The following is a 19,590-nucleotide window of genomic DNA, read 5'->3' as shown; positions in this document are numbered from 1 at the left end:
GTTCAGTGGGCCCTGGAAGTTGAATATGGCGCAGCGGACGGGACTCGAACCCGCGACCCCCGGCGTGACAGGCCGGTATTCTAACCGACTGAACTACCGCTGCGCTATACATCGAGTGGTGGGTGATGACGGGATCGAACCGCCGACCCTCTGCTTGTAAGGCAGATGCTCTCCCGGCTGAGCTAATCACCCATGTCTCTCGGTGTGGCGCGCATTCTACGTACGCCCCTGCACCCTGGCAAGCACTTTTTAAACTTTCTTCAAAAAAAACCTAAGTCCTTTCAAAGACCTAGCGTTGCCAGGCGTTTTCTTGCGCCATTAAACACTGCTGGCCCTCTGACAGGGTTGGCCTGGGAGCACTGCTCGGAGAATAATGCCCGCCTTATGCATTAATGAGAGATTGCCCCGCATGTGGTTCAAGAACCTGCTGACCTACCGCCTGACCCAGGAAGTACCGTTCGAGCCTGAAGCGCTGGAGGCCGCCCTGGCCAGCAAGCCGGCCCGCGCCTGTGCCAGCCAGGAGCTGTCCACCTATGGTTTCATCGCACCGTTCGGCAAAGGCGAAGACGCGCCCTTGGTGCATGTCAGCGGCGAGTACCTGCTGATTGCCGCACGCAAGGAAGAACGCATCCTGCCAAGCAGCGTGGTCAATGACGCCGTGAAGGAAAAGGTCGAAGAGATCGAGACCGAGCAGATGCGCAAGGTCTACAAGAAAGAACGCGACCAGATCAAGGATGAGATCATCCAGGCCTTCCTGCCGCGCGCGTTCATCCGCCGCTCGATGATTTTCGCTGCCATTGCCCCGCGTCAGGGTGTGATCCTGGTCAACTCGGCCAGCGCCAAGCGTGCCGAAGACCTGCTGTCGACCCTGCGTGAAGTGATGGGCTCGCTGCCAGTGCGCCCAGCCACGGTAAAAATCGCACCGGTTGCCACCATGACCGACTGGGTCAAGTCGCAACAGGCTGCTGAAGGCTTCTACGTGCTGGACGAGTGCGAACTGCGCGACACCGCCGAAGACGGTGGCATCGTGCGCTGCAAACGCCAGGACCTGACCGGCGAAGAAATCCAGCTGCACCTGAGCACCGGCAAGGTGGTTACCCAACTGGCCCTGGCCTGGCAGGACAAGCTGTCGTTCATCCTCGACGACAAGATGGTCATCAAGCGCCTGAAGTTCGAAGAGCTGCTGCAGGAGCAGGCCGAACAGGACGGTGGCGATGAGGCGGCCCAGCAGTTCGACGCCAGCTTCCAGCTGATGATGATGACCTTTGCCGAATTCTTGCCGGTGCTGTTCGAGGCCCTGGGTGGCGAGGAGATTCCGCAGGGGGTCTGATGCTGTTCGTAATGCCGGTGCTGGCTTGGGAGAAATCCCGGGACAGTGCTGGCCTCTTCGCGGGCTTGCCCGCTCCCACAGGTACAACACAGGGCCTGAATACTGTGATGTACCTGTGGGAGCGGGCAAGCCCGCGAAGAAGCCAGTGAAATGCCTGAAGCCATAAATAGAAAAGGAATTGCCCCATGCGTGCCCTCGCCGCCCTCAGCCGCTTTGTCGGCAACACCTTCGCCCTGTGGGTGCTGGTGTTCGCCCTGCTGGCTTTCCTGCAACCGCAATGGTTCATCGCCTTGAAGGTAGCCATCGTGCCGCTGCTGGGGCTGGTGATGTTCGGTATGGGCCTCACCCTCAAGCTCGACGACTTCGCCGCCCTCGCCCGCCAGCCCTGGCGGGTGATGCTGGGGGTGGTTGCGCACTTCGTGATCATGCCGGGCATGGCCTGGCTGCTGTGCCAGCTGTTCCAATTGCCGCCGGAAATTGCCGTGGGTGTGATCCTGGTTGGCTGTTGCCCCAGTGGCACGGCCTCCAACGTGATGGTCTGGCTGTCTCGGGGCGACCTGGCCCTGGCCGTGGCAATTGCTGCTGTCACGACCCTGCTGGCACCACTGCTGACCCCTGCCCTGATCTGGTTCCTGGCCTCGGCGTGGCTGCCGGTGTCCTTCATGGACATGTTCTGGTCGATCCTGCAACTGGTGATGCTGCCGATCGTGCTTGGCGTCATCGCCCAGCGTTTGCTCGGTGCTCGCGTGCAGGCGGCAGTGCAAGTGCTACCGCTGGTGTCGGTGGTGAGCATCGTGATGATCGTGTGTGCAGTGGTGGCGGCCAGCCAGGCAAAAATTGCCGAATCGGGGCTGCTGATCATGGCAGTGGTAGTGCTGCACAACAGCTTTGGCTACTTGTTGGGGTACCTGACCGGCAGGCTGTGCAAACTGCCACTGGCCCAGCGCAAGTCACTGGCGCTGGAGGTGGGCATGCAGAACTCGGGGCTGGGGGCGGCATTGGCAGCGGCGCATTTTTCGCCCCTGGCAGCGGTGCCCAGTGCATTGTTCAGCGTTTGGCACAATATTTCCGGGGCTCTGCTGTCGACCTGGTTCCGGCGCATGGGTGAGCCCGGGGAGCAGACTGAAGGGGTAGAACAGGCCAGGCATCGAGGGTGACGCCAGGCTTGCCCTGAAACCTGCAGGTATGCACTATAGTGCTCACTGTGAGGACGGCCTCACGACGCACCGCGTGATCATTCCGGGGACGGCCCCATCATTCACCACGATGGAGAAGCACCATGTCCTGGATCATCCTGTTCTTCGCCGGCCTGTTCGAGGTCGGCTGGGCCGTAGGCCTCAAATACACCAACGGCTTCAGCAAGCCACTGCCTACCGTACTCACCGTTGCCGCCATGGCTATCAGCCTCGGCCTTCTGGGCCTGGCCATGAAGGAGTTGCCGCTGGGCACTGCCTACGCCATCTGGACCGGGGTGGGGGCCGTGGGCACGGTGATCGCCGGCATTATCCTGTTCGGCGAATCCATGGCCCTGGTACGCCTGGTTAGCGTGGCGCTGATCATCACCGGCCTGGTCGGCCTGAAGGTCAGCGCCAGCTGATCCCCTCCCCTAGCGCAGGTTGCCGCGCAAGCGGCTGACCTGCTCACGCAGGGCTTCTGGCTGCGCCGCCTCCACCGGGATGGCGGCACCGGCCACGATGGTCACCCGCGACCACAACCGCTTGAAGAAGCCTTTGCGTGGGTCGCGGCTGAAGAAACTGCCCCACAAGCCCTGCAAGGCCAGCGGAATCACCGGCACCGGGGTTTCTTCGAGGATGCGCTTGACGCCCCCCTTGAACACATCGATTTCACCATCACCGGTCAGTTTGCCCTCCGGGAAGATGCACACCAGTTCGCCGTCGGCCAGGTACGCGGCAATGCGTGCGAAGGCCCGCTCGTACGTGGCCTGGTCTTCATTGCGCCCGGCAATCGGGATGGCCCCTGCGGTACGGAAGACAAAGTTGAGCACCGGCAGGTTGTAGATCTTGTAGTACATGACAAAGCGGATCGGCCGGCGGATCGCCCCACCCAACAGCAGCGCGTCGACGAACGAGACATGGTTGCACACCAGCAACGCCGCACCCTGGTCGGGAATGCGCTGCAGGTCACGGTGCTGCACGCGGTACATCGAATGGCTGAGCAGCCAGATCAAGAAGCGCATGGTGAACTCGGGCACGATCCTGAAAATGTAGGCGTTGACCGCGATATTGAGCAGCGACACCACCAGGAACAGCTGGGGGATGCTCAGCTTGGCCAGGCCCAGCAGGAGGATGGTGAGCAGTGCCGACACCACCATGAACAGGGCATTGAGGATGTTGTTGGCCGCGATTACCCGGGCGCGCTGGTCTTCGCCGGTGCGGGCCTGGATCAAGGCATACAGCGGCACGATGTAGAAGCCGCCGAACACCCCCAGGCCCATGATCGACAGCAGGATCCACCAGGCCTGGCTCATGCCCAGCAGCGCCAGCCAGTCATGCGGCGCAGCGGCCGCTGGCACATCGCCAGAGTGCCACCACCACAGCAGCCCGAACAAGGTCAGGCCGAATGAGCCGAATGGCACCAGGCCGATTTCCACCTTGCGCCCGCTGAGCCGTTCGCACAGCAGCGAGCCCAGCGCGATGCCCACCGAGAACAGCGTCAGCACCAGCGTTACCACGGTGCCGTCACCGTGCAGCCAGTCCTTGGCGTAGGCCGGAATCTGCGTAAGGTAGATGGCACCGACAAACCAGAACCACGAGTTGCCGACGATCGAGCGCGACACTGCCGGCGGCTGGCCCAGGCCCATGCGCAGGATCACCCAGGATTGCTTGAAGATATTCCAGTCCAGCGGCATGTTCGGCGAGGCCGCGGCTGCCCGCGGGATCCAGCGGCTGGCCAGGTAGCCCAGCACCGCAGTGCCGACCACACCCCCGGCCACCACGGTGGCGTAGCTGTCGGCCGACATCATCACCCCGGCGCCGATGGTGCCTGCCAGGATGGCAAGGAAGGTGCCGGTTTCGACCAGCCCGTTGCCACCGACCAGCTCTTCTTCACGCAGGGCCTGGGGCAGGATGGAATACTTCACCGGGCCGAACAGCGCCGAATGCGTGCCCATGCCGAACAGCGCCACCAGCATCAGCGCCAGGTGGTTGGTGATGAAGCCCAGCGCGCCGACCGCCATGATGGCGATCTCGGCCAGCTTGATGGCGCGGATCAGCGCGTCCTTGGCAAACTTTTCGCCAAACTGCCCACCCAACGCCGAAAACAGGAAAAACGGCAGAATGAACAGCAAGGCACACAGGTTGACCCAGATCGACCGGTCACCCTCGCCCAGGCTGAGCTTGAACAGGATCGCCAGGATCAGCGACTGCTTGAACAGGTTGTCGTTGAAGGCACCCAGCGACTGAGTGATGAAAAACGGCAGGAAGCGCCGCTTGCCGAGCAAGGTGAATTGCGAGGAATGACTCATCGTCCTTGGTCCTGATGGCTTTTCAATTGGAGGCGCGCCGGGCGCACCAGGCCACAATCTGCATGGGAAATGCAGCGGCTGGCAAGCGTAGGGTCAGAACCCGCCACGCTCAGCGGGTCGATCGCGCCCGGCAGGCGCTCATTCGAAACCGAACAAAGCCCGCGCGGTATCCACCAGCAGGGCCTGGCGCAGTTGGGCCGAGCAACCCAAGGCCTCGAACTGCTGCACTGCAGTGGCAAAGCTGATCGTCGACTCATGCTGGGTATGCGGCCAATCACTGCCCCACATCAAGCGCTCGGCGCCGTAGTGCGCTTCCAGCGCGCACAGTGCCGAGCGCGCGAAGGCCAGATTCTCGTCCGGCGTCCCCGCCAGCCGGTAGATCCCCGACACCTTCACCCAAACCTTGCCCTGCCCGCCCAGGGTCAACAGTTCGGCGAACCCGGGCTGGCCCAGCCCACGGCGGGCATCGGGGCGGCCGAAATGGTCGATGACGATGTTCAGGCCATAGGGCTGCAGCGCGCGGACCAGTGCCGGTATGTCCGCCACCTGCCGGTGCAGTTCCAGGTGCCAGCCTTGTTCGCCAATGCGTTCGAGCAGCGGTCGCCAGCGGCCACTGGCCAGGTCCGGCAGGGTCTGACCCATCAGGTTCAGGCGCACACCACGCACGCCTGACCGGGCCATGTCGGCAAGGGTGTGTGGCGCGACATCGGGCGCCAGCATCACCACCCCGCGCAGTTGCTGCGGCACCGCCTGCAGGGCGCTGAGCAGGTAGCGGTTGTCGGTGCCGAGGAAACTCGGCTGCACCAGCACGCCATGGCTGAAACCATGGGCCAGCAGCTGGCCCAGGTAGTCGCCCAGCGGCGCATCGTAATCAGGGGCATAGCGCCGCTCACTGACCAGCGCCAGCCCACGGCTGAAAACGTGGGCGTGGCTGTCGATCGCGCTCAGGTGTAAAGGAGGTACGTCGGGCATGGCTCTCATACAGAAAAGTCAGGTTATTTGGCAACTGCCCCGGCGGTGTGCGGCGCCGTGGCATTTTCGAGGGTGCGCCCGCGGGTCTCCGGCAAGCACAAGGCGGCGATCACCGCCACGCCATAGGCGATGCCAGCGTCGATACCAATGGCGCTGCCCAAGGACATCGACTCGCTCATGTGGCCGACCAGGAACGGGAACACTGCCGACAGTACGCGGCCGAAGTTGTAGCAGAAGCCCACCCCGGCACCGCGCACCTCGGCCGGGTACAGTTCATTGAAAAACGCCCCCAGACTGGCCGGGATACCGGCGGCGAAAAAGCCCAGCGGGAAGCCGAGGAACAGCATCTGCGTGTTGGTCAGCGGGAAGAACACATAGGCTTGTACGGTCAGCACGCAGCACAGGGCGAACAGCAGAATATTCTTGCGCCGGCCGATGCGGTCGATCAGCAGGCCGCTGACCACGCAACCGCACCAGAAGGCCAGGATGATCACCGCCAGGTAACCACCGGAGTTCAGCACCGACAGGTTGCGCTCGGTTTTGAGGAAGGTCGGCAGCCAGGTCATCACCGCGTGGTACCCACCATGGGCGCCCAGGCCAAGCAGGCCGCCCAGCAAGGTCACGCGCAACAGCTGCGGGCGGAAGATGCCGGCCATGGAGTGCAGGAAGCTGGCAGGGATGGCATTGGCGGTGTGCAGGCGCTGGAAGCTGTCCGGCTCGGGCACGTTGCGGCGTACCCAAAGGATCAGCAACGACGGCAACAGGCCGACGAAGAACATCACCCGCCAGGCAAATTCCTGCGGCACCAGCGAGTAGATCAGCATGAACAGTGCCACGGCCAGGCCCCAGCCCACGGCCCAGGCGCTCTGCACCGTGCCCATGACCTTGCCGCGGTATTTCGGGTTGATGGTTTCGGCCATCAGCACGGCGCCGGCAGCCCACTCGCCGCCGATACCGAAGCCTTGCATGGCCTTGACCAACAGCAAGGGGTAAAAACCGGTGACGAACGCCGAGAGGAAGGTGAAGCACGAGAACCAGAGGATCATCCACTGCAGGGTCCGCACGCGGCCGTAGCGGTCGGACAAGGTGCCACCCAGCCAGCCGCCGATGGCCGAAGTCACCAGGGTCAGGCCACTGATCAGGCCGGCATCACCTTTGCTCAGGGAGAACGCGGCGATCAGCGCCGGGATGGCCAGGCCGAACATCTGCACTTCCAGCGCATCGAGCGACCAGCCGCCGAAACAGGCCCAGAATGTCTTGCGTTCCCGCGAGGTGATCTGGCGATACCAACTGAACATGATTGTTATCCTTCTAGTGTGTGCCTGTGACCGCCAGGCAAGCGAAGCCACCGCGCCGCGTGTGCACGGCGCAGAGGGAAACGGGGTGCAGCCGCCGGCTTAGCGAATGTCGATGCGGTAGCGGAAGTGCTGCGCATGGCCGCGTGAGCGGCGCCATTCCAGCGGCTTGCCGGCGTAGTCACGGGCCAGGCGCTCGATCACCACCACCGGGCTGCCGGCCGGCAGTTGCAGCAAACGGCCATGCGCCGCGTCAACCGCTTCGGCGGTGAGGGTTTCTTCGGCGTAGGCGACCACCTGGCCGCACAGTGCTTCGTAGAGGGGGTACAGCAGCGGCCCCTCGCTGTTCAGGTCGACCTCCAGCAACGGCTGGAACGTCTGGCGCGGCAACCAGATTTCTTCGGCCAGTACCGGCTGGGCGCCGAGCAGGCGCGTACGGACAATTCGGATCACCTCACTGTGAACCGCCAGGCCCAGTGCTTCGGCGACCGCCGAAGGCGCGGTCATCGGCTCGATGGCAAGAATGCGGCTTTCAGGCACCGCGCGCTGGCCATTGGCGGCTTCAAAGCGGAAGAACCGGAACAGCGAAGACTGGAATTGCGGGCGGCGTACGAAGGTACCGCGCCCCTGCTGACGCTCCAGCACGCCTTCAGCCACCAGTACGTCCACGGCTTTGCGCACGGTGCCGACTGACATGTCGAATTCGGTGGCCAAGGCAGCCTCAGTCGGGATCGCTTCGCCTGGGCGCCAGCGGTTGTTGGCAATCTGCTCGAGCAAGTGGTCGCGCAGTTGTTGGTAACGGGGCAGTCGAGCATCACCGGACAGTGGGTGCATGGGTCTCGCTCTCTTGTTGTTATATAAACATATATATGAATTCTGGAGGCAGTATTCCCCGCGTATGCCGGGCTGTCAATCCTCCGCCTGTCGCGGTTCTGAGGCGTCAGCTACCTTGCTGGCGACAGGGCCGCTACCGGTCAGCGAAGCCGGGCCCTGCGACCACGCGCCACTGCGACCATCGTCGGCGCTGACGAAGCGCCACCAGCGTGCCAGACTGGTAGATCGGGACCGCGTTATCTTATTGCTTCGGAGTTTTCATGTCGTTGTCCAGCGGGCTGATCGCCGTGGTCGCCCTGGCCTATATGGCCATCATGTTCGCCATCGCCTTCTATGGCGACCGCCGCAGCACGCCGTTGCCGCCCAAGCTGCGTGCCTGGGTGTACAGCCTGTCGCTGGCCGTGTACTGCACCAGCTGGACCTTCTTCGGCGCCGTTGGCCAGGCCGCCGAACAACTGTGGGCGTTCTTGCCGATCTACCTGGGCCCGGTACTGCTGCTGATTTTTGCGCCTTGGGTGTTGCAGAAGATGGTGCTGATCAGCAAGCAGCAGAACATCACCTCGATCGCCGACTTCATCGCCGCACGCTATGGCAAGTCGCAGACCCTGGCGGTGGTGGTGGCGCTGATCTGCCTGGTTGGCGTGCTGCCCTACATCGCCCTGCAGCTCAAGGGCATCGTGCTGGGCGTGAACTTGCTGATCGGCGCCAGTGCCGACGCCACCGGCACACGCGTCCAGGACACCGCGCTGGTGGTGTCGCTGGTATTGGCGCTGTTCGCCATCGTGTTCGGCACGCGCAGCCTGGACGTGACCGAACACCACCGTGGCATGGTACTGGCCATTGCCTTCGAATCGCTGATCAAGCTGCTGGCCTTCCTGGCCGTGGGCATCTTCGTGGTGTTCAACCTGTATGACGGCTTCGGCGACCTGTTCAGCCAGGCACGCCAGTCGATTCAGTTGCAGGATTACTGGCAGGAGACCATCAACTGGCCTTCCATGGTGGTGCAGACCGCCGTGGCGATGATGGCGATCATCTGCCTGCCACGCCAGTTCCACGTCACCGTGGTGGAGAACATCGAACCACAAGACCTGCGCCTGGCCCGCTGGGTGTTCCCCCTGTACCTGGGGCTGGCTGCCCTGTTCGTGGTGCCGATTGCCCTGGCCGGGCAAATGCTGCTGCCAGGGGCCGTGATCTCCGACTCGTTCGTGATCAGCCTGCCGCTGGCCGAGGCCCACCCGAGCCTGGCCCTGCTGGCGTTCATCGGCGGCGCCTCGGCAGCCACCGGCATGGTCATCGTCGAGGCCGTGGCACTGTCGACCATGGTCTCCAACGACATGCTGCTGCCCTGGCTGCTACGCCGCAACAATGCCGAACGGCCGTTCGAAGCGTTTCGTCACTGGATGCTCTCGGTGCGCCGGGTGACCATCGTGGTGATCCTGCTGCTGGCCTATGTCAGCTATCGCCTGCTGGGCTCGACCGCCAGCCTGGCAACCATCGGCCAGATCGCGTTTGCCGCCGTGACCCAATTGACCCCGGCCATGCTCGGCGCGCTGTACTGGAAGCAGGCCAACCGCCGCGGCGTGTTTGCCGGCCTGGCTGCCGGTATCTTCCTGTGGTTCTACACCTTGGTGTTGCCGATTGCCGCGCACAGTGTGGGCTGGCCCCTGCAGGTGTTCCCAGGGCTGGCTTGGCTACACGGCAACCCGCTGAACCTGCCGATCAGCCCCCTGACCCAAGGCGTGGTGTTGTCGCTGGCGGGCAACTTCACCCTGTTCGCCTGGGTGTCGCTGCTGTCGCGCACGCGGGTGTCCGAACATTGGCAGGCTGGCCGCTTCATTGGCCAGCAGACCAGCGCCCGGCCCAGCAGCAAGCCACTGCTGGCGGTACAGATCGACGACCTGTTGACCCTGGCATCGCGCTTTGTCGGCGAAGAGCGCGCCCGGCAGAGCTTCATCCGCTTTGCCTACCGCCAGGGCAAGGGCTTCAACCCCAACCAGAACGCGGACGGCGACTGGATCGAACACACCGAACGGCTGCTGGCCGGCGTGCTGGGCACCTCGTCGACCCGCGCGGTGGTCAAGGCGGCCATCGAAGGCCGCGACATGCAGCTGGAAGACGTGGTGCGCATCGCCGATGAAGCCAGCGAAGTCCTGCAGTTCAACCGCGCCCTGCTGCAGGGCGCCATCGAGAACATCAACCAGGGCATCAGCGTGGTCGACCAGAACCTGCACCTGGTGGCCTGGAACCGCCGTTACCTGGAGCTGTTCAACTACCCGGAGGGGCTGATCAGCGTCGGCCGGCCGATTGCCGACATCATCCGTTACAACGCCGAGCGCGGGTTGTGCGGCCCCGGCGAAGCACAGGTGCACGTGGCGCGCCGCCTGCACTGGATGCGCCAGGGCCGCGCGCACTCCTCCGAGCGGCTGTTCCCCAATGGCCGGGTAATCGAGTTGATCGGCAACCCGATGCCCGGGGGCGGGTTCGTCATGAGTTTCACCGACATCACGCCGTTCCGCGAGGCCGAACAGGCACTGCGCGATGCCAACGAAGGCCTGGAGCAACGGGTGGCCGAGCGCACCCATGAACTGTCGCAACTGAACCAGGCCTTATCCGAAGCCAAGAGCCAGGCCGAAGCGGTCAGCAAGTCCAAGACCCGCTTCCTGGCTGCAGTCAGCCATGACCTGATGCAACCGTTGAACGCTGCGCGGCTGTTTTCCGCCGCCTTGTCGCAGCAGGCCGAAGGCATGAATGAAGAAGCCCGGCAGTTGGTGCAGCACATGGACAGCTCGCTGCGCTCGGCAGAGGAGCTGATCAGCGACCTGCTGGACATCTCGCGCCTGGAAAACGGCAAGATAACCCCAGACGCCAAGCCCTTCGCCCTTACCGAACTGTTCGACACCCTCGGCGCCGAGTTCAAGCTGCTGGCTGCCGAGAAAGGCCTGGAGTTCCGCCTGCGCGGCAGCCGCCTGCGGGTGGACAGTGACATGAAACTGCTGCGCCGGGTGCTGCAGAACTTTCTTACCAACGCCCTGCGCTATGGCAAAAGCCCGATTCTGCTGGGGGCACGGCGCCAGGGCGGGCGGCTGTGGCTGGAAGTCTGGGACCGCGGCCCAGGCATCGCCGACGACAAGCTGCAGGTGATCTTCCAGGAGTTCAAGCGCCTGGACAGCCACCAGACCCGTGCCGAAAAGGGCCTGGGCCTGGGCCTGGCGATCGCCGACGGCCTGTGCCGGGTGCTCGGCCACCCACTGGAAGTGCGTTCATGGCCAGGCAAAGGTACGGTGTTTCGGGTCAGTGTGCCCATCGCCCGCCAGGCCGCGCCGGCACAGCCCGCCCCGCTGGAGCAGGCGAGCCAGCCGCTGGCAGGCTTGCAGGTACTGTGCGTAGACAATGAAGACAGCATCCTGATCGGCATGAACAGCCTGCTCAGCCGTTGGGGTTGCCAGGTGTCTACTGCGCGTAACCAGGCCGAATGCGCCGCCTTGCTGGACCACGGCCTGCGCCCGCACCTGGCGCTGGTGGACTACCACCTGGACGACGGCGAGACCGGCACCGGGCTGATGGGCTGGCTACGTGCGCGGTTGGGTGAACCCGTACCGGGTGTGGTGATCAGTGCCGACGGCAGCAAGGAAACCATTGCCCTGGTGCATGCGTCCGGCCTCGACTACCTGGCCAAGCCGGTCAAGCCTGCGGCCCTGCGCGCCATGCTCAATCGCCATCTGAGCCTGGTTCAGTAAGCGCTTGATCGGCCAGCGCCGCGTCGGCCAGCGCCCGCTCCAGCAAGTCGGGCGGCAGGCTTTTGCTGGCGCGGGCGCCGAGCAACTTCAATTGCTCGCTGCGGCTTACCAGGTTACCGCGCCCCTCGCACAACTTGTTGCGCGCCGCAGCATAGGCTTTGTCCACCTGTTGCAGGCGACTGCCCAGCTCGTCCAGGTCCTGGATGAACAGGACGAACTTGTCGTATAGCCAGCCGGCCCGCTCGGCGATCTCCCGGGCGTTCTGACCTTGGCGTTCCTGCTTCCAGAGGCTGTCGATCACCCGCAACGTCGCCAGCAAGGTCGTGGGGCTGACGATCACGATCTGCCGGTCGAAGGCTTCTTGGAACAGGTTCGGCTCCGCCTGCAGGGCCGCCGAGAAGGCCGCCTCGATGGGCACGAACAGCAACACGAAGTCGAGGCTGTGCAGGCCTTCGAGGCGGTTGTAATCCTTGCTCGACAAGCCTTTGACATGGCTGCGCAGCGATTGCACATGCTGCTTGAGCGCGGCCTCGTCATTGCTGGAAACGAACTGCTGGTAGGCCGTGAGGCTGACCTTGGCGTCCACCACCACCTGCTTGTCGCCCGGCAGCATGATCAGCACATCGGGCTGGAAGCGCTCGCCATCGGCGCTCTTCAGGCTGACCTGGGTCTGGTACTCGCGGCCCTTCTCCAGGCCGGCATGCTCCAGTACCCGCTCAAGAATCAACTCGCCCCAGTTGCCCTGGGTTTTCTGGCCCTTCAGTGCCTGGGTCAGGTTGGTAGCTTCGTCGGACAGGCGCAGGTTGAGCTGTTGCAGGCGCTCCAGCTCCTTGCCCAGCGAGAAGCGCTCCCGGGCTTCCTGCTGGTAGCTCTCCTCGACGCGTTTTTCGAACGACTGGATGCGTTCCTTGAGGGGGTCGAGCAACTGGCCAAGGTGCTGCTGGCTGGTCTGGGCAAAGCGCTGCTCACGCTCGTCGAAGATCTTGGTGGCCATTTCGGCGAACTGGGCACGCAGGGTGTCACGGGCTTCTTGCAGGTCTTCGAGGCGTTGCTGGTGGCTTTCCTGCTGTTCGCGCAGTTCAGCCTCCAGGCGTGCGCTCTGCGCCTCCAGGCGGCGCAGTTCGGCTTCGCGGTTGGCGCGTTCGAGGTGCCAGGCATGGGCGGCGTCGCGGGCGTTGTCGCGGTCGATCTGCAGCAACTCCAGCTCACGGCCCTGGGCGGCCAGCTGGCTCTGCTTGAGGGTATTGGCTTCGCTGAGGTCGCTGATTTCGTCGCGGCTGGCATCCAGCTGCGCTTGCAGCCCGGCCTGGGCCAACTGGGCGGCGTTGAGGCGCTCCTCCAGCAATGCCTGCTCGCCCTGCCGTGCCCCCTGACGGCGCTGGAGCTGCATGATCCACCCCAGGCAGGGCAAAGCCCCTGCCACCACGCCGAGCAGAATGCTGGCCAGATCCACTGTCATGCTTACCCCGAACGCGCTGTGCAAATTGGCTGCAGCTTATCAGCCTTCAACCCGCAAACCACTGCCCCAGCAGCCGCTGCGCTTCCTGCGAACCTTGCCCCGCCGCAAGCTCCAGCCAGTAACGCGCCTGCGCCGGCGCGTTGTGCTGGCACAACCGCGCGTATTCCAGCTGCGCCCGCCGGTCCCCGGCCCGCGCTGCCTGGCGCAGTAACTCATGGCCAATGCGCCGGTCACGGGCATTGCCGCAATCCCGGCACAGCATTTGCCCAAGCCGGCTTTGCGCCACCACCACACCCTGGCGGGCCGGCTGCTTCAGCAGGCGGCCCGCCAGATGCTTGACCTGGGGCTTGTCACCGAGGCGCGGGCTATCGAGCAGCCACAAGGCCACTTTCAAGCTGAACCGCTTGGCGTCAGGGGGTGGTGTAGGGGCGGCGGAGGTGGCGAGGTGTTTACTGCGGAACTTCATGGCAACACGTCAGGCAATGCGAAAGGCGCGCCACTGTACGCTTTTTTTTTCGCCATGGCCTGTCGAATCCGGAACAATGAAAAAAATTTTAAATGATCTTTTCTTGACGTTCGCCGGCGAATGGCTGGGCTAGTCATTCAGGCTTAGCGATTGTCGGACAGCTTGGCGCGTAGCTGATACGCCCGTGCTAGAGCAAGTGCCGGGGACAATCCACAGTTCCTGTGGATAACTCGGTGGACAACCCTATGACACACCCCGCAAACCCCCGTAAACTGTGGGCTTCAGTCAAACTGACGATTTTTTCACCAGCTGAAAATAGTGTTTTTTTTCATTGACTTAACCACGCAGTCAAGGCATTGGCGAAGTCGGCAGGGGTTGTTGCGGTGCTGTTACAAGCCCTGCACCGAATGTGAACAAATGCACCGTGAGCCCTCTTTTGAATGCACGCAATGGGCACATCCGTGGCGATACGGGCCATTTGCACCCTCTTCCCAGCCTGGCAAATTCAGGCCATACTACTCGGCTACCCAATACTGACGCGGTGCTTGCCAAGCGCACTCATTCACTGTACAGTCCGCCTCGTTAGTACCAAGCTGAAAGTCAATTCTGGCCCAATGTCCTTGCAGTCGCCCACCTCCCAAGTGCGGCCCTGCTGAAATCAGGACGGCCCATTCGATGATTCACTCGCCAGCCACAGGCTGGTCAGGCACGAATCACCCGACAGATTGATCAGGATCCCACCCCGATGGCCGCGAACCTTGGCCTCGGCGTGCTGCCTGCCTTCTGAAGTACCTACCAGTCAGCCCAAGCGCCCACATTTGATTGCGCCCCCTCTGGCTGCCCTGTTCCAGTCAGGTTCGCTCGTCCCTTAATAATGGCGTCACTGGAACGTTTCTATCATGCACGGATCATACTCCCCGTGTTTAAAGCAGGAACATCCAACAATATGCAAACCCATCATCAGATTCAGGCTGCCATTGGCACCCTTTCCCAGGCCTTCTCGCCTTTGAAGTGCCTTATCGTTGCCCCACGCAAAGGCAGCTTCAGCTTTACCCTGGTAGACGAACACGGCGTCGCCTGCCACACCGAGCGCCTGTACCCTGAACAGTACAGCCGCAATGAACCCTTGCAGGCAGTCATTGCAAGGACTCGCCAGTCGCTCACCGCGTGAGCGGCGAATACTGCAGTATTCATGCGCTGAATCATGCCATCGTCTACCTGCCTGAACGTTCACGGCGTAATTGCCTTAGGGCATATACCCCGCAACGTCAGGCAGCAATCGATTTAAAAACAGCTCTTTACACCACGATTATCACACTACACTTCAACTCGAGCGGTACTTGCCGCTTCCGGCGGGCCTGACTCCTTCACCAGCTGCCAAGCTCCAGCGCCCGTCCGGCCTTTTACTGTTCGAGGGCATCATGGGTATTGCGGCGAATGAATTGTGTCAGTATGTGATACGGCCCACCCTGGTTTACCTGAACCGTCACTGCGCCAGCGCTGAAGCCTTGTTACTGGGCATTGCCGCCAGCCAGTCGGCACTCGGGGCTGCCTTGCACGACCGACGCGGGCACGGCCTCTACCGCATAGGCGAACACCGCCACCAAGCGCTGTGGGACAACTACCTGGCCCGTGATCCCGATCTGGCCAGCCTGGTCCGGGGCCTGGCGAGCCAGCATGCCTTTCTGGGCGGCCCGCACCTCGAGCTTACGGTCAACCTGCGATACTCCACGGCCATTGCCTGGATGCTCGTCGAAGAGCACGCCATGCCCTTGCCCGCCGCTGACGATTTACTGGCACTGGCGCGCATATGGCGTCAGATTTTCTACCCCCAAGGCCGCTTGCGCGACTTCACTCATGCTTGGCACACCTGCGTGGATCAAAGATTGCCCCAGGCATCTTGAGAAGCGTCCTACATCAAAGCCGGAAAAAAAGGAATTTTGGTCGGATTGTCCTACAAAACCGCTCTAACTCCTGCGATTCAGGCTATAGCGCGGCGCGTCATTTGTTGGTAGCTTTTCGCCCCGGAGATCCCAAGGAGTTTTCTAATAATGAAAAAAGTAATGCTCAAAACCTCCCTCGGCGTAGCCGTTGCTCTTGCATCCAGCCAACTGCTCGCCAGCGGCTTTGCATTGAACGAACAGAGCATCAGCAGCATGGGGACAGGTTTCGCGGGACGTTCTTCTTCTGCCGAAGATGCCAGCACCGTGTTTGGCAACCCGGCCGGCATGTCCCGCCTCAAACGTGAACAGTTCACCGTGGGCGGCGCAGCCGTCATCGCCAAAACCGACATTTCCGGGCCAGGCAGCAACCTCGGGGGGGAAACCGATGGTGACATGGTGCCGGTCGTTGGCGTGCCCATGGGCTACTACGTCAAACCTATCGACGACCACTGGAGCGTCGGCTTCGGTGTCTACGTGCCGTTCGGCCTGGTAACCGACTACGGCAGCGATGATGCTGCGCGCTACTGGGGCAAAAAGAGCCACGTCGAGGTCGTCACCTTCCAGCCTACCGTCAGCTACGCCTTCAACGACAAGGTCTCGATCGGTTTTGGTCCAACCATCAACCGCATCAAGGGTGAATTGGGCTCCAGCCTGATCAACCCATTCACCCCGGGCCGCAACGATGGTGAAGTGAAAATCAAGGGTGACGATACTGCCGTTGGTTACAACATCGGCCTTATGGTGCAGGCCACCGACCGCACCCGCGTCGGCCTGACCTACCACTCGATGGTCGACTACAAGCTGGAAGGCAAGACCCGCGTCAGCACCCCGCTGATCGGGCCGTTCAACGGCAACAAGTTCGATGCCAGCCTGAAGATCAAGACGCCGGAATCGGTCGACCTTTCGGTTACTCACGAACTCGATGACCAGTGGACCCTCTACGCGGGCAGCACCTGGACCCGCTGGAGCCGCCTGGAAAACATCACCGTGCAGAACGATGTGCCTGCGCCACTGGCAGGTTCGGCATTCCAGACCATCACCGAAGAGCAGAACTGGCATGACACCTGGGCACACGCCATTGGTGCATCGTACAAGGTCAACAAGGAGTGGGTACTGCGTACCGGCTTTACCGTTGACCAGTCGCCAACCAACAACCACGACCGTTCGCCGCGCATCCCAACAGGTGATCGCAAGGTGTTCAGCCTGGGCGCAGGCTGGAGCCCGAATGACGACATGACTATTGACGTGGCGTATTCCTACCTTTGGGAAGAAGACACCAAGGTCAACCAGGTCAGCGCAACCAAGGGCAGCTACCAGGCCAAGTACGAGAACAGCGCGCACGGTGTCGGTGCGTCGCTTACCTATCGTTTCTGACGCTACGCGCTACCTGAAAAACCGCCCTCGCGGTTGATGCCTGTCAGTTAAGCGTTAGTGGGGCTGCTTTGCAGCCCTTCGCGGGCACGCCCGCTCCCACAGGTTTGGCGCTGAACTCAAGAAACCGCGATTCCCTGTGGGAGCGGGCGTGCCCGCGAAGGGTCGCAAAGCGGCCCCAAATTACTTAACTGACTGGCATTACCCTCGTGGCGGTTTTTCACGTCTGGACCTGCCAGGTGTCAGCCAGGTGTTCACGCAGGTACGCCGTGAACACGCGCACAGCAGGCGTCATGGCAAAGCGGTCTGCCAACCAACAACCACGACCGTTCGCCGCGCATCCAGGTGATCGCAAGGTGTTCAGCCTGGGCGCAGGCTGGAGCCCGAATGATGACATGACCATTGACGTGGCGTATTCCTACCTTTGGGAAGAAGACACCAAGGTCAACCAGGTCAGCGCACCCAAGGGCAGCTACCAGGCCAAGTACGAGAACAGCGCGGTGTCGGTGCGTCGCTTACCTATCGTTTCTGACGGTACGCGCTGCCTGAAAAAAACCGCCCTCGCGGTTGATGCCTGTCAGTTAAGCGTTAGTGGGGCTGCTTTGCAGCCCTTCGCGGGCACGCCCGCTCCCACAGGTTTGGCGCTGAACTCAAGAAAGCGCGATTCCCTGTGGGAGCGGGCGTGCCCGCGAAGGGTCGCAAAGCGGCCCCAAACTACTTAACTGACTGGCATTACCCTCGTGGCGGTTTTTCACTTCTGGACCTGCCAGGTGTCAGCCAGGTGTTCACGCAGGTACGCCGTGAACACGCGCACAGCAGGCGTCATGGCAAAGCGGTCTGCCAGGCACAGGTAGATGTCCATCGGCTCGGTCTGGGCGTATGCCTGGCCGTTGTCGCTGTATTCAAACAACGGCACCAGCGCACCTGAAGCCAGATGGGGCCGCACGATGAATTCGGCCAGGCGGGTGATGCCACCATCGTGCACGGCCATGTGGGTCAGCGCATCGATGTCGTCACTGATGAGCACGTTGCCGAACACCGGCTCGAAGCGCAGCCCGTCACGCATGAACCCCCAACGTAGCAGGCGGCCGTCCACCGGGTAGCGGAACACCAGGCACCGGTGATCGCGCAGGGCCTCAGGCGTGCTTGGTAGGCCGGCGCTTTGCAAGTAGCCGGGTGAGGCGCAGCAAATGAACGGGATACGGGCGATGTGCCGGGCCAGCAGTTGCTCTTCCAACTGCGGGGTGATGCGCAGGCTCACATCGACATCTTCACGGGCATGGTTGACGCGCCGATCGGTCGTTACCAATTCTATCGAAAGCAGTGGGTAGCGGGCGCTGAAGGCGGGTATCAGGGGAGCCACTACATGGCGACCGAACGCCGAGGTCGAAGCAATGCACAGTCGGCCTTGGGGTTCGCTGTCTGGGGTGGTGATGGCCTGCTCGGCTTCGGCAAGGTCACGCTCGATATGACTGACACGTTGGTAGTACTGGTTGCCTGCGGGTGTCAGGGACATGCTACGGGTTGTGCGGGTAAGCAGGCGCACCTGCAGGTGGCTTTCCAGGCGGGCGAGGTTCTGGCTGACCGCTGCCGGGGTGAGGCCGAGGTTACGGGCGCCAGCGGCAATGCTGCCGGCTTCGACGACCTTGATGAAGCAACGGATGGCGTTGAGCAGGTCCATGTAGTGGCCCTTGATTCGTAAGCATCTCTTTATAAAGAACTCAGTATTGCTGGTCTACTGCTGCCATTGCGAGGGTTGCTAGCCTGCGGCTTCACTTAACTTCAAGGAGTACGCATGAACGATCTGTCCCCCACCCGCCGCCGCCGCAAATTGCACCCCGTCGCCACGCCCTATGTTTTCGCGTTCTACATGTCTTTGATCATGGCGTTATTGATGAGCTTTGTTATTACAGCAGCGAACGCTGGCGTTACCCCGGACTACCTGAGCAATGTATTGAAGGCTTATCAGTTGGCGATGCCGGTGGCGTTTGTCTGTGTATTGATGGTGAGGCCGGTGGTTGTACGGCTGGTTGCGATCACAGTGCATGCCAAGTGAGGTCGCCTACCGCTGGCACAGGCGGCGCTGGCCCACTTCTTCAATCCCCGCACAGCTGTTGATCTGGCTTTTGATCTGGCTGTTGATCTTGATCTTGATCTTCGCGACTTCAGGAGGCCGAGCGGAGGGCATGCGGAGGGAGGTGACGGGCATGGATGCCCGTCAAGCGCTGAGGCCCCAGGGATGGGGCCTGCAGCGCGTACTCCCGGGAGCATGCCCGTAGCGAGGGAACCCCGGAGCGCAGCGCAGGGGCCGGATGACGGGAGCGCAGCGTTTTTTGGTTACTTTTTGTCGCGTCTGACAAAAAGTGACTCGCCGTAAGGGCGAAAAGGTGACTATGCGTCGCTATCGCAGCTGGAGTTTCCGCGCTATCAAAACCAGCGCTCAAGATTTCAAGCGCTGCAAAGGTGTGGGCGTTTACACCGCATAGGTATACGTTCGCGTAGGCGGCGCCGAGTCACCTTTCCGCCCTTACGGCGGGTTAATTTGGTCTTGGCCAAAGTAACCAAAGCCGCCCGCTCCCGTCATCCGGCCCCTGCGCTGCGCTCCGGGGTTCCCTCGCTACGGGCATGCTCCCGGGAGTACGCGCTGCAGGCCCCGTCCCTGGGGCCTCAGCGCTTGACGGGCATCCATGCCCGTCACC

General features: G+C 62.5%; 15 protein-coding genes, 2 tRNA genes and 1 pseudogene. 9 read left to right on the top strand and 9 right to left on the bottom strand.

What is annotated here, in order from left to right:
• Positions 1 to 26: 26 nt before the first annotated feature.
• Together DMX12_RS13290 and DMX12_RS13285 are read right to left on the bottom strand one after the other, a co-directional pair.
• Positions 27 to 103, bottom strand: a tRNA-Asp gene (locus DMX12_RS13290).
• A gap of 13 nt (positions 104 to 116) precedes the next feature.
• Positions 117 to 192 (bottom strand) — tRNA-Val (locus DMX12_RS13285).
• Positions 193 to 409: 217 nt separating this feature from the next.
• Here DMX12_RS13285 and rdgC point away from each other — a divergent pair.
• The 3 genes from rdgC to sugE all read left to right on the top strand — a co-directional run bounded on the left by rdgC (position 410) and on the right by sugE (position 2,927).
• On the top strand, positions 410 to 1,330 hold the full coding sequence (gene rdgC, locus DMX12_RS13280; protein WP_009686222.1) for a recombination-associated protein RdgC: 921 nt from the start codon (positions 410 to 412) through the stop codon (positions 1,328 to 1,330).
• Between the two features lie 185 nt (positions 1,331 to 1,515).
• A complete protein-coding gene (locus DMX12_RS13275) occupies positions 1,516 to 2,487 on the top strand; it encodes a bile acid:sodium symporter family protein (RefSeq protein WP_110678012.1) in 972 nt (323 codons plus the stop codon).
• 122 nt (positions 2,488 to 2,609) lie between these two features.
• Positions 2,610 to 2,927, top strand: coding sequence for a quaternary ammonium compound efflux SMR transporter SugE (sugE, locus tag DMX12_RS13270; RefSeq protein WP_110678010.1), 318 nt, complete (start codon positions 2,610 to 2,612; stop codon positions 2,925 to 2,927).
• 9 nt (positions 2,928 to 2,936) lie between these two features.
• On the opposite strand, the gene DMX12_RS13265 is transcribed toward sugE, so the two are convergent.
• From DMX12_RS13265 to DMX12_RS13250, 4 genes are all read right to left on the bottom strand, one after another.
• Positions 2,937 to 4,814 (bottom strand): MFS transporter, encoded by a 1,878-nt coding sequence (locus tag DMX12_RS13265; RefSeq protein ID WP_110678008.1) that lies wholly within the window; start codon positions 4,812 to 4,814, stop codon positions 2,937 to 2,939.
• A gap of 138 nt (positions 4,815 to 4,952) precedes the next feature.
• Positions 4,953 to 5,786 carry an amidohydrolase gene (locus tag DMX12_RS13260; RefSeq protein WP_110678006.1) on the bottom strand — a complete coding sequence of 278 codons (834 nt, stop codon included), beginning with the start codon at positions 5,784 to 5,786 and terminating at the stop codon, positions 4,953 to 4,955.
• A gap of 23 nt (positions 5,787 to 5,809) precedes the next feature.
• Positions 5,810 to 7,084 (bottom strand): MFS transporter, encoded by a 1,275-nt coding sequence (locus DMX12_RS13255; protein WP_110678004.1) that lies wholly within the window; start codon positions 7,082 to 7,084, stop codon positions 5,810 to 5,812.
• Between the two features lie 99 nt (positions 7,085 to 7,183).
• On the bottom strand, positions 7,184 to 7,915 hold the full coding sequence (locus tag DMX12_RS13250) for a GntR family transcriptional regulator (RefSeq protein WP_029886688.1): 732 nt from the start codon (positions 7,913 to 7,915) through the stop codon (positions 7,184 to 7,186).
• 260 nt (positions 7,916 to 8,175) lie between these two features.
• Here DMX12_RS13250 and DMX12_RS13245 point away from each other — a divergent pair, with 260 nt between their 5' ends.
• Positions 8,176 to 11,652 carry a PAS domain-containing hybrid sensor histidine kinase/response regulator gene (locus DMX12_RS13245; RefSeq protein WP_009686216.1) on the top strand — a complete coding sequence of 1,159 codons (3,477 nt, stop codon included), beginning with the start codon at positions 8,176 to 8,178 and terminating at the stop codon, positions 11,650 to 11,652.
• On the opposite strand, the gene rmuC is transcribed toward DMX12_RS13245, so the two are convergent.
• Together rmuC and DMX12_RS13235 are read right to left on the bottom strand one after the other, a co-directional pair.
• Entirely contained in the window at positions 11,624 to 12,997 is a 1,374-nt protein-coding gene (gene rmuC, locus DMX12_RS13240) for a DNA recombination protein RmuC (protein WP_161893205.1), read from the bottom strand. The two genes, DMX12_RS13245 and rmuC, sit on opposite strands and share 29 nt — an antisense overlap.
• Before the next feature lie 160 nt (positions 12,998 to 13,157).
• Positions 13,158 to 13,577: a tetratricopeptide repeat protein gene (locus tag DMX12_RS13235; protein WP_110678002.1), complete on the bottom strand. Its 420-nt coding sequence runs from the start codon at positions 13,575 to 13,577 to the stop codon at positions 13,158 to 13,160.
• A 946-nt stretch (positions 13,578 to 14,523) separates the two neighbouring features.
• Between DMX12_RS13235 and DMX12_RS13230 the strand changes: the two genes are divergently transcribed.
• From DMX12_RS13230 to DMX12_RS13215, 4 genes and pseudogenes are all read left to right on the top strand, one after another.
• A complete protein-coding gene (locus tag DMX12_RS13230; protein ID WP_009686213.1) occupies positions 14,524 to 14,748 on the top strand; it encodes a hypothetical protein in 225 nt (74 codons plus the stop codon).
• A gap of 250 nt (positions 14,749 to 14,998) precedes the next feature.
• Entirely contained in the window at positions 14,999 to 15,481 is a 483-nt protein-coding gene (locus DMX12_RS13225; RefSeq protein ID WP_029886692.1) for a hypothetical protein, read from the top strand.
• Between the two features lie 147 nt (positions 15,482 to 15,628).
• Positions 15,629 to 16,894 carry an OmpP1/FadL family transporter gene (locus DMX12_RS13220; RefSeq protein ID WP_029886693.1) on the top strand — a complete coding sequence of 422 codons (1,266 nt, stop codon included), beginning with the start codon at positions 15,629 to 15,631 and terminating at the stop codon, positions 16,892 to 16,894.
• 306 nt (positions 16,895 to 17,200) lie between these two features.
• Positions 17,201 to 17,423: pseudogene (locus DMX12_RS13215) on the top strand (outer membrane protein transport protein); the annotation flags it as partial.
• Between the two features lie 219 nt (positions 17,424 to 17,642).
• On the opposite strand, the gene DMX12_RS13210 reads toward DMX12_RS13215, so the two are convergent.
• Positions 17,643 to 18,572: a LysR family transcriptional regulator gene (locus tag DMX12_RS13210; RefSeq protein WP_110678000.1), complete on the bottom strand. Its 930-nt coding sequence runs from the start codon at positions 18,570 to 18,572 to the stop codon at positions 17,643 to 17,645.
• Positions 18,573 to 18,686: 114 nt separating this feature from the next.
• On the opposite strand from DMX12_RS13210, the gene DMX12_RS13205 reads away from it, so the two are divergent.
• Positions 18,687 to 18,947 (top strand): DUF2798 domain-containing protein, encoded by a 261-nt coding sequence (locus tag DMX12_RS13205; RefSeq protein ID WP_110677998.1) that lies wholly within the window; start codon positions 18,687 to 18,689, stop codon positions 18,945 to 18,947.
• The last annotated feature ends 643 nt before the right edge of the window (positions 18,948 to 19,590 follow it).

This window comes from Pseudomonas sp. MB-090624 (assembly GCF_003205245.1).
GTDB classification, from domain to species: domain Bacteria; phylum Pseudomonadota; class Gammaproteobacteria; order Pseudomonadales; family Pseudomonadaceae; genus Aquipseudomonas; species Aquipseudomonas juntendi.
The sequence above is the reverse complement of the archived record's forward strand: the minus strand, read 5'-3'. Positions and strand labels throughout refer to the sequence as shown.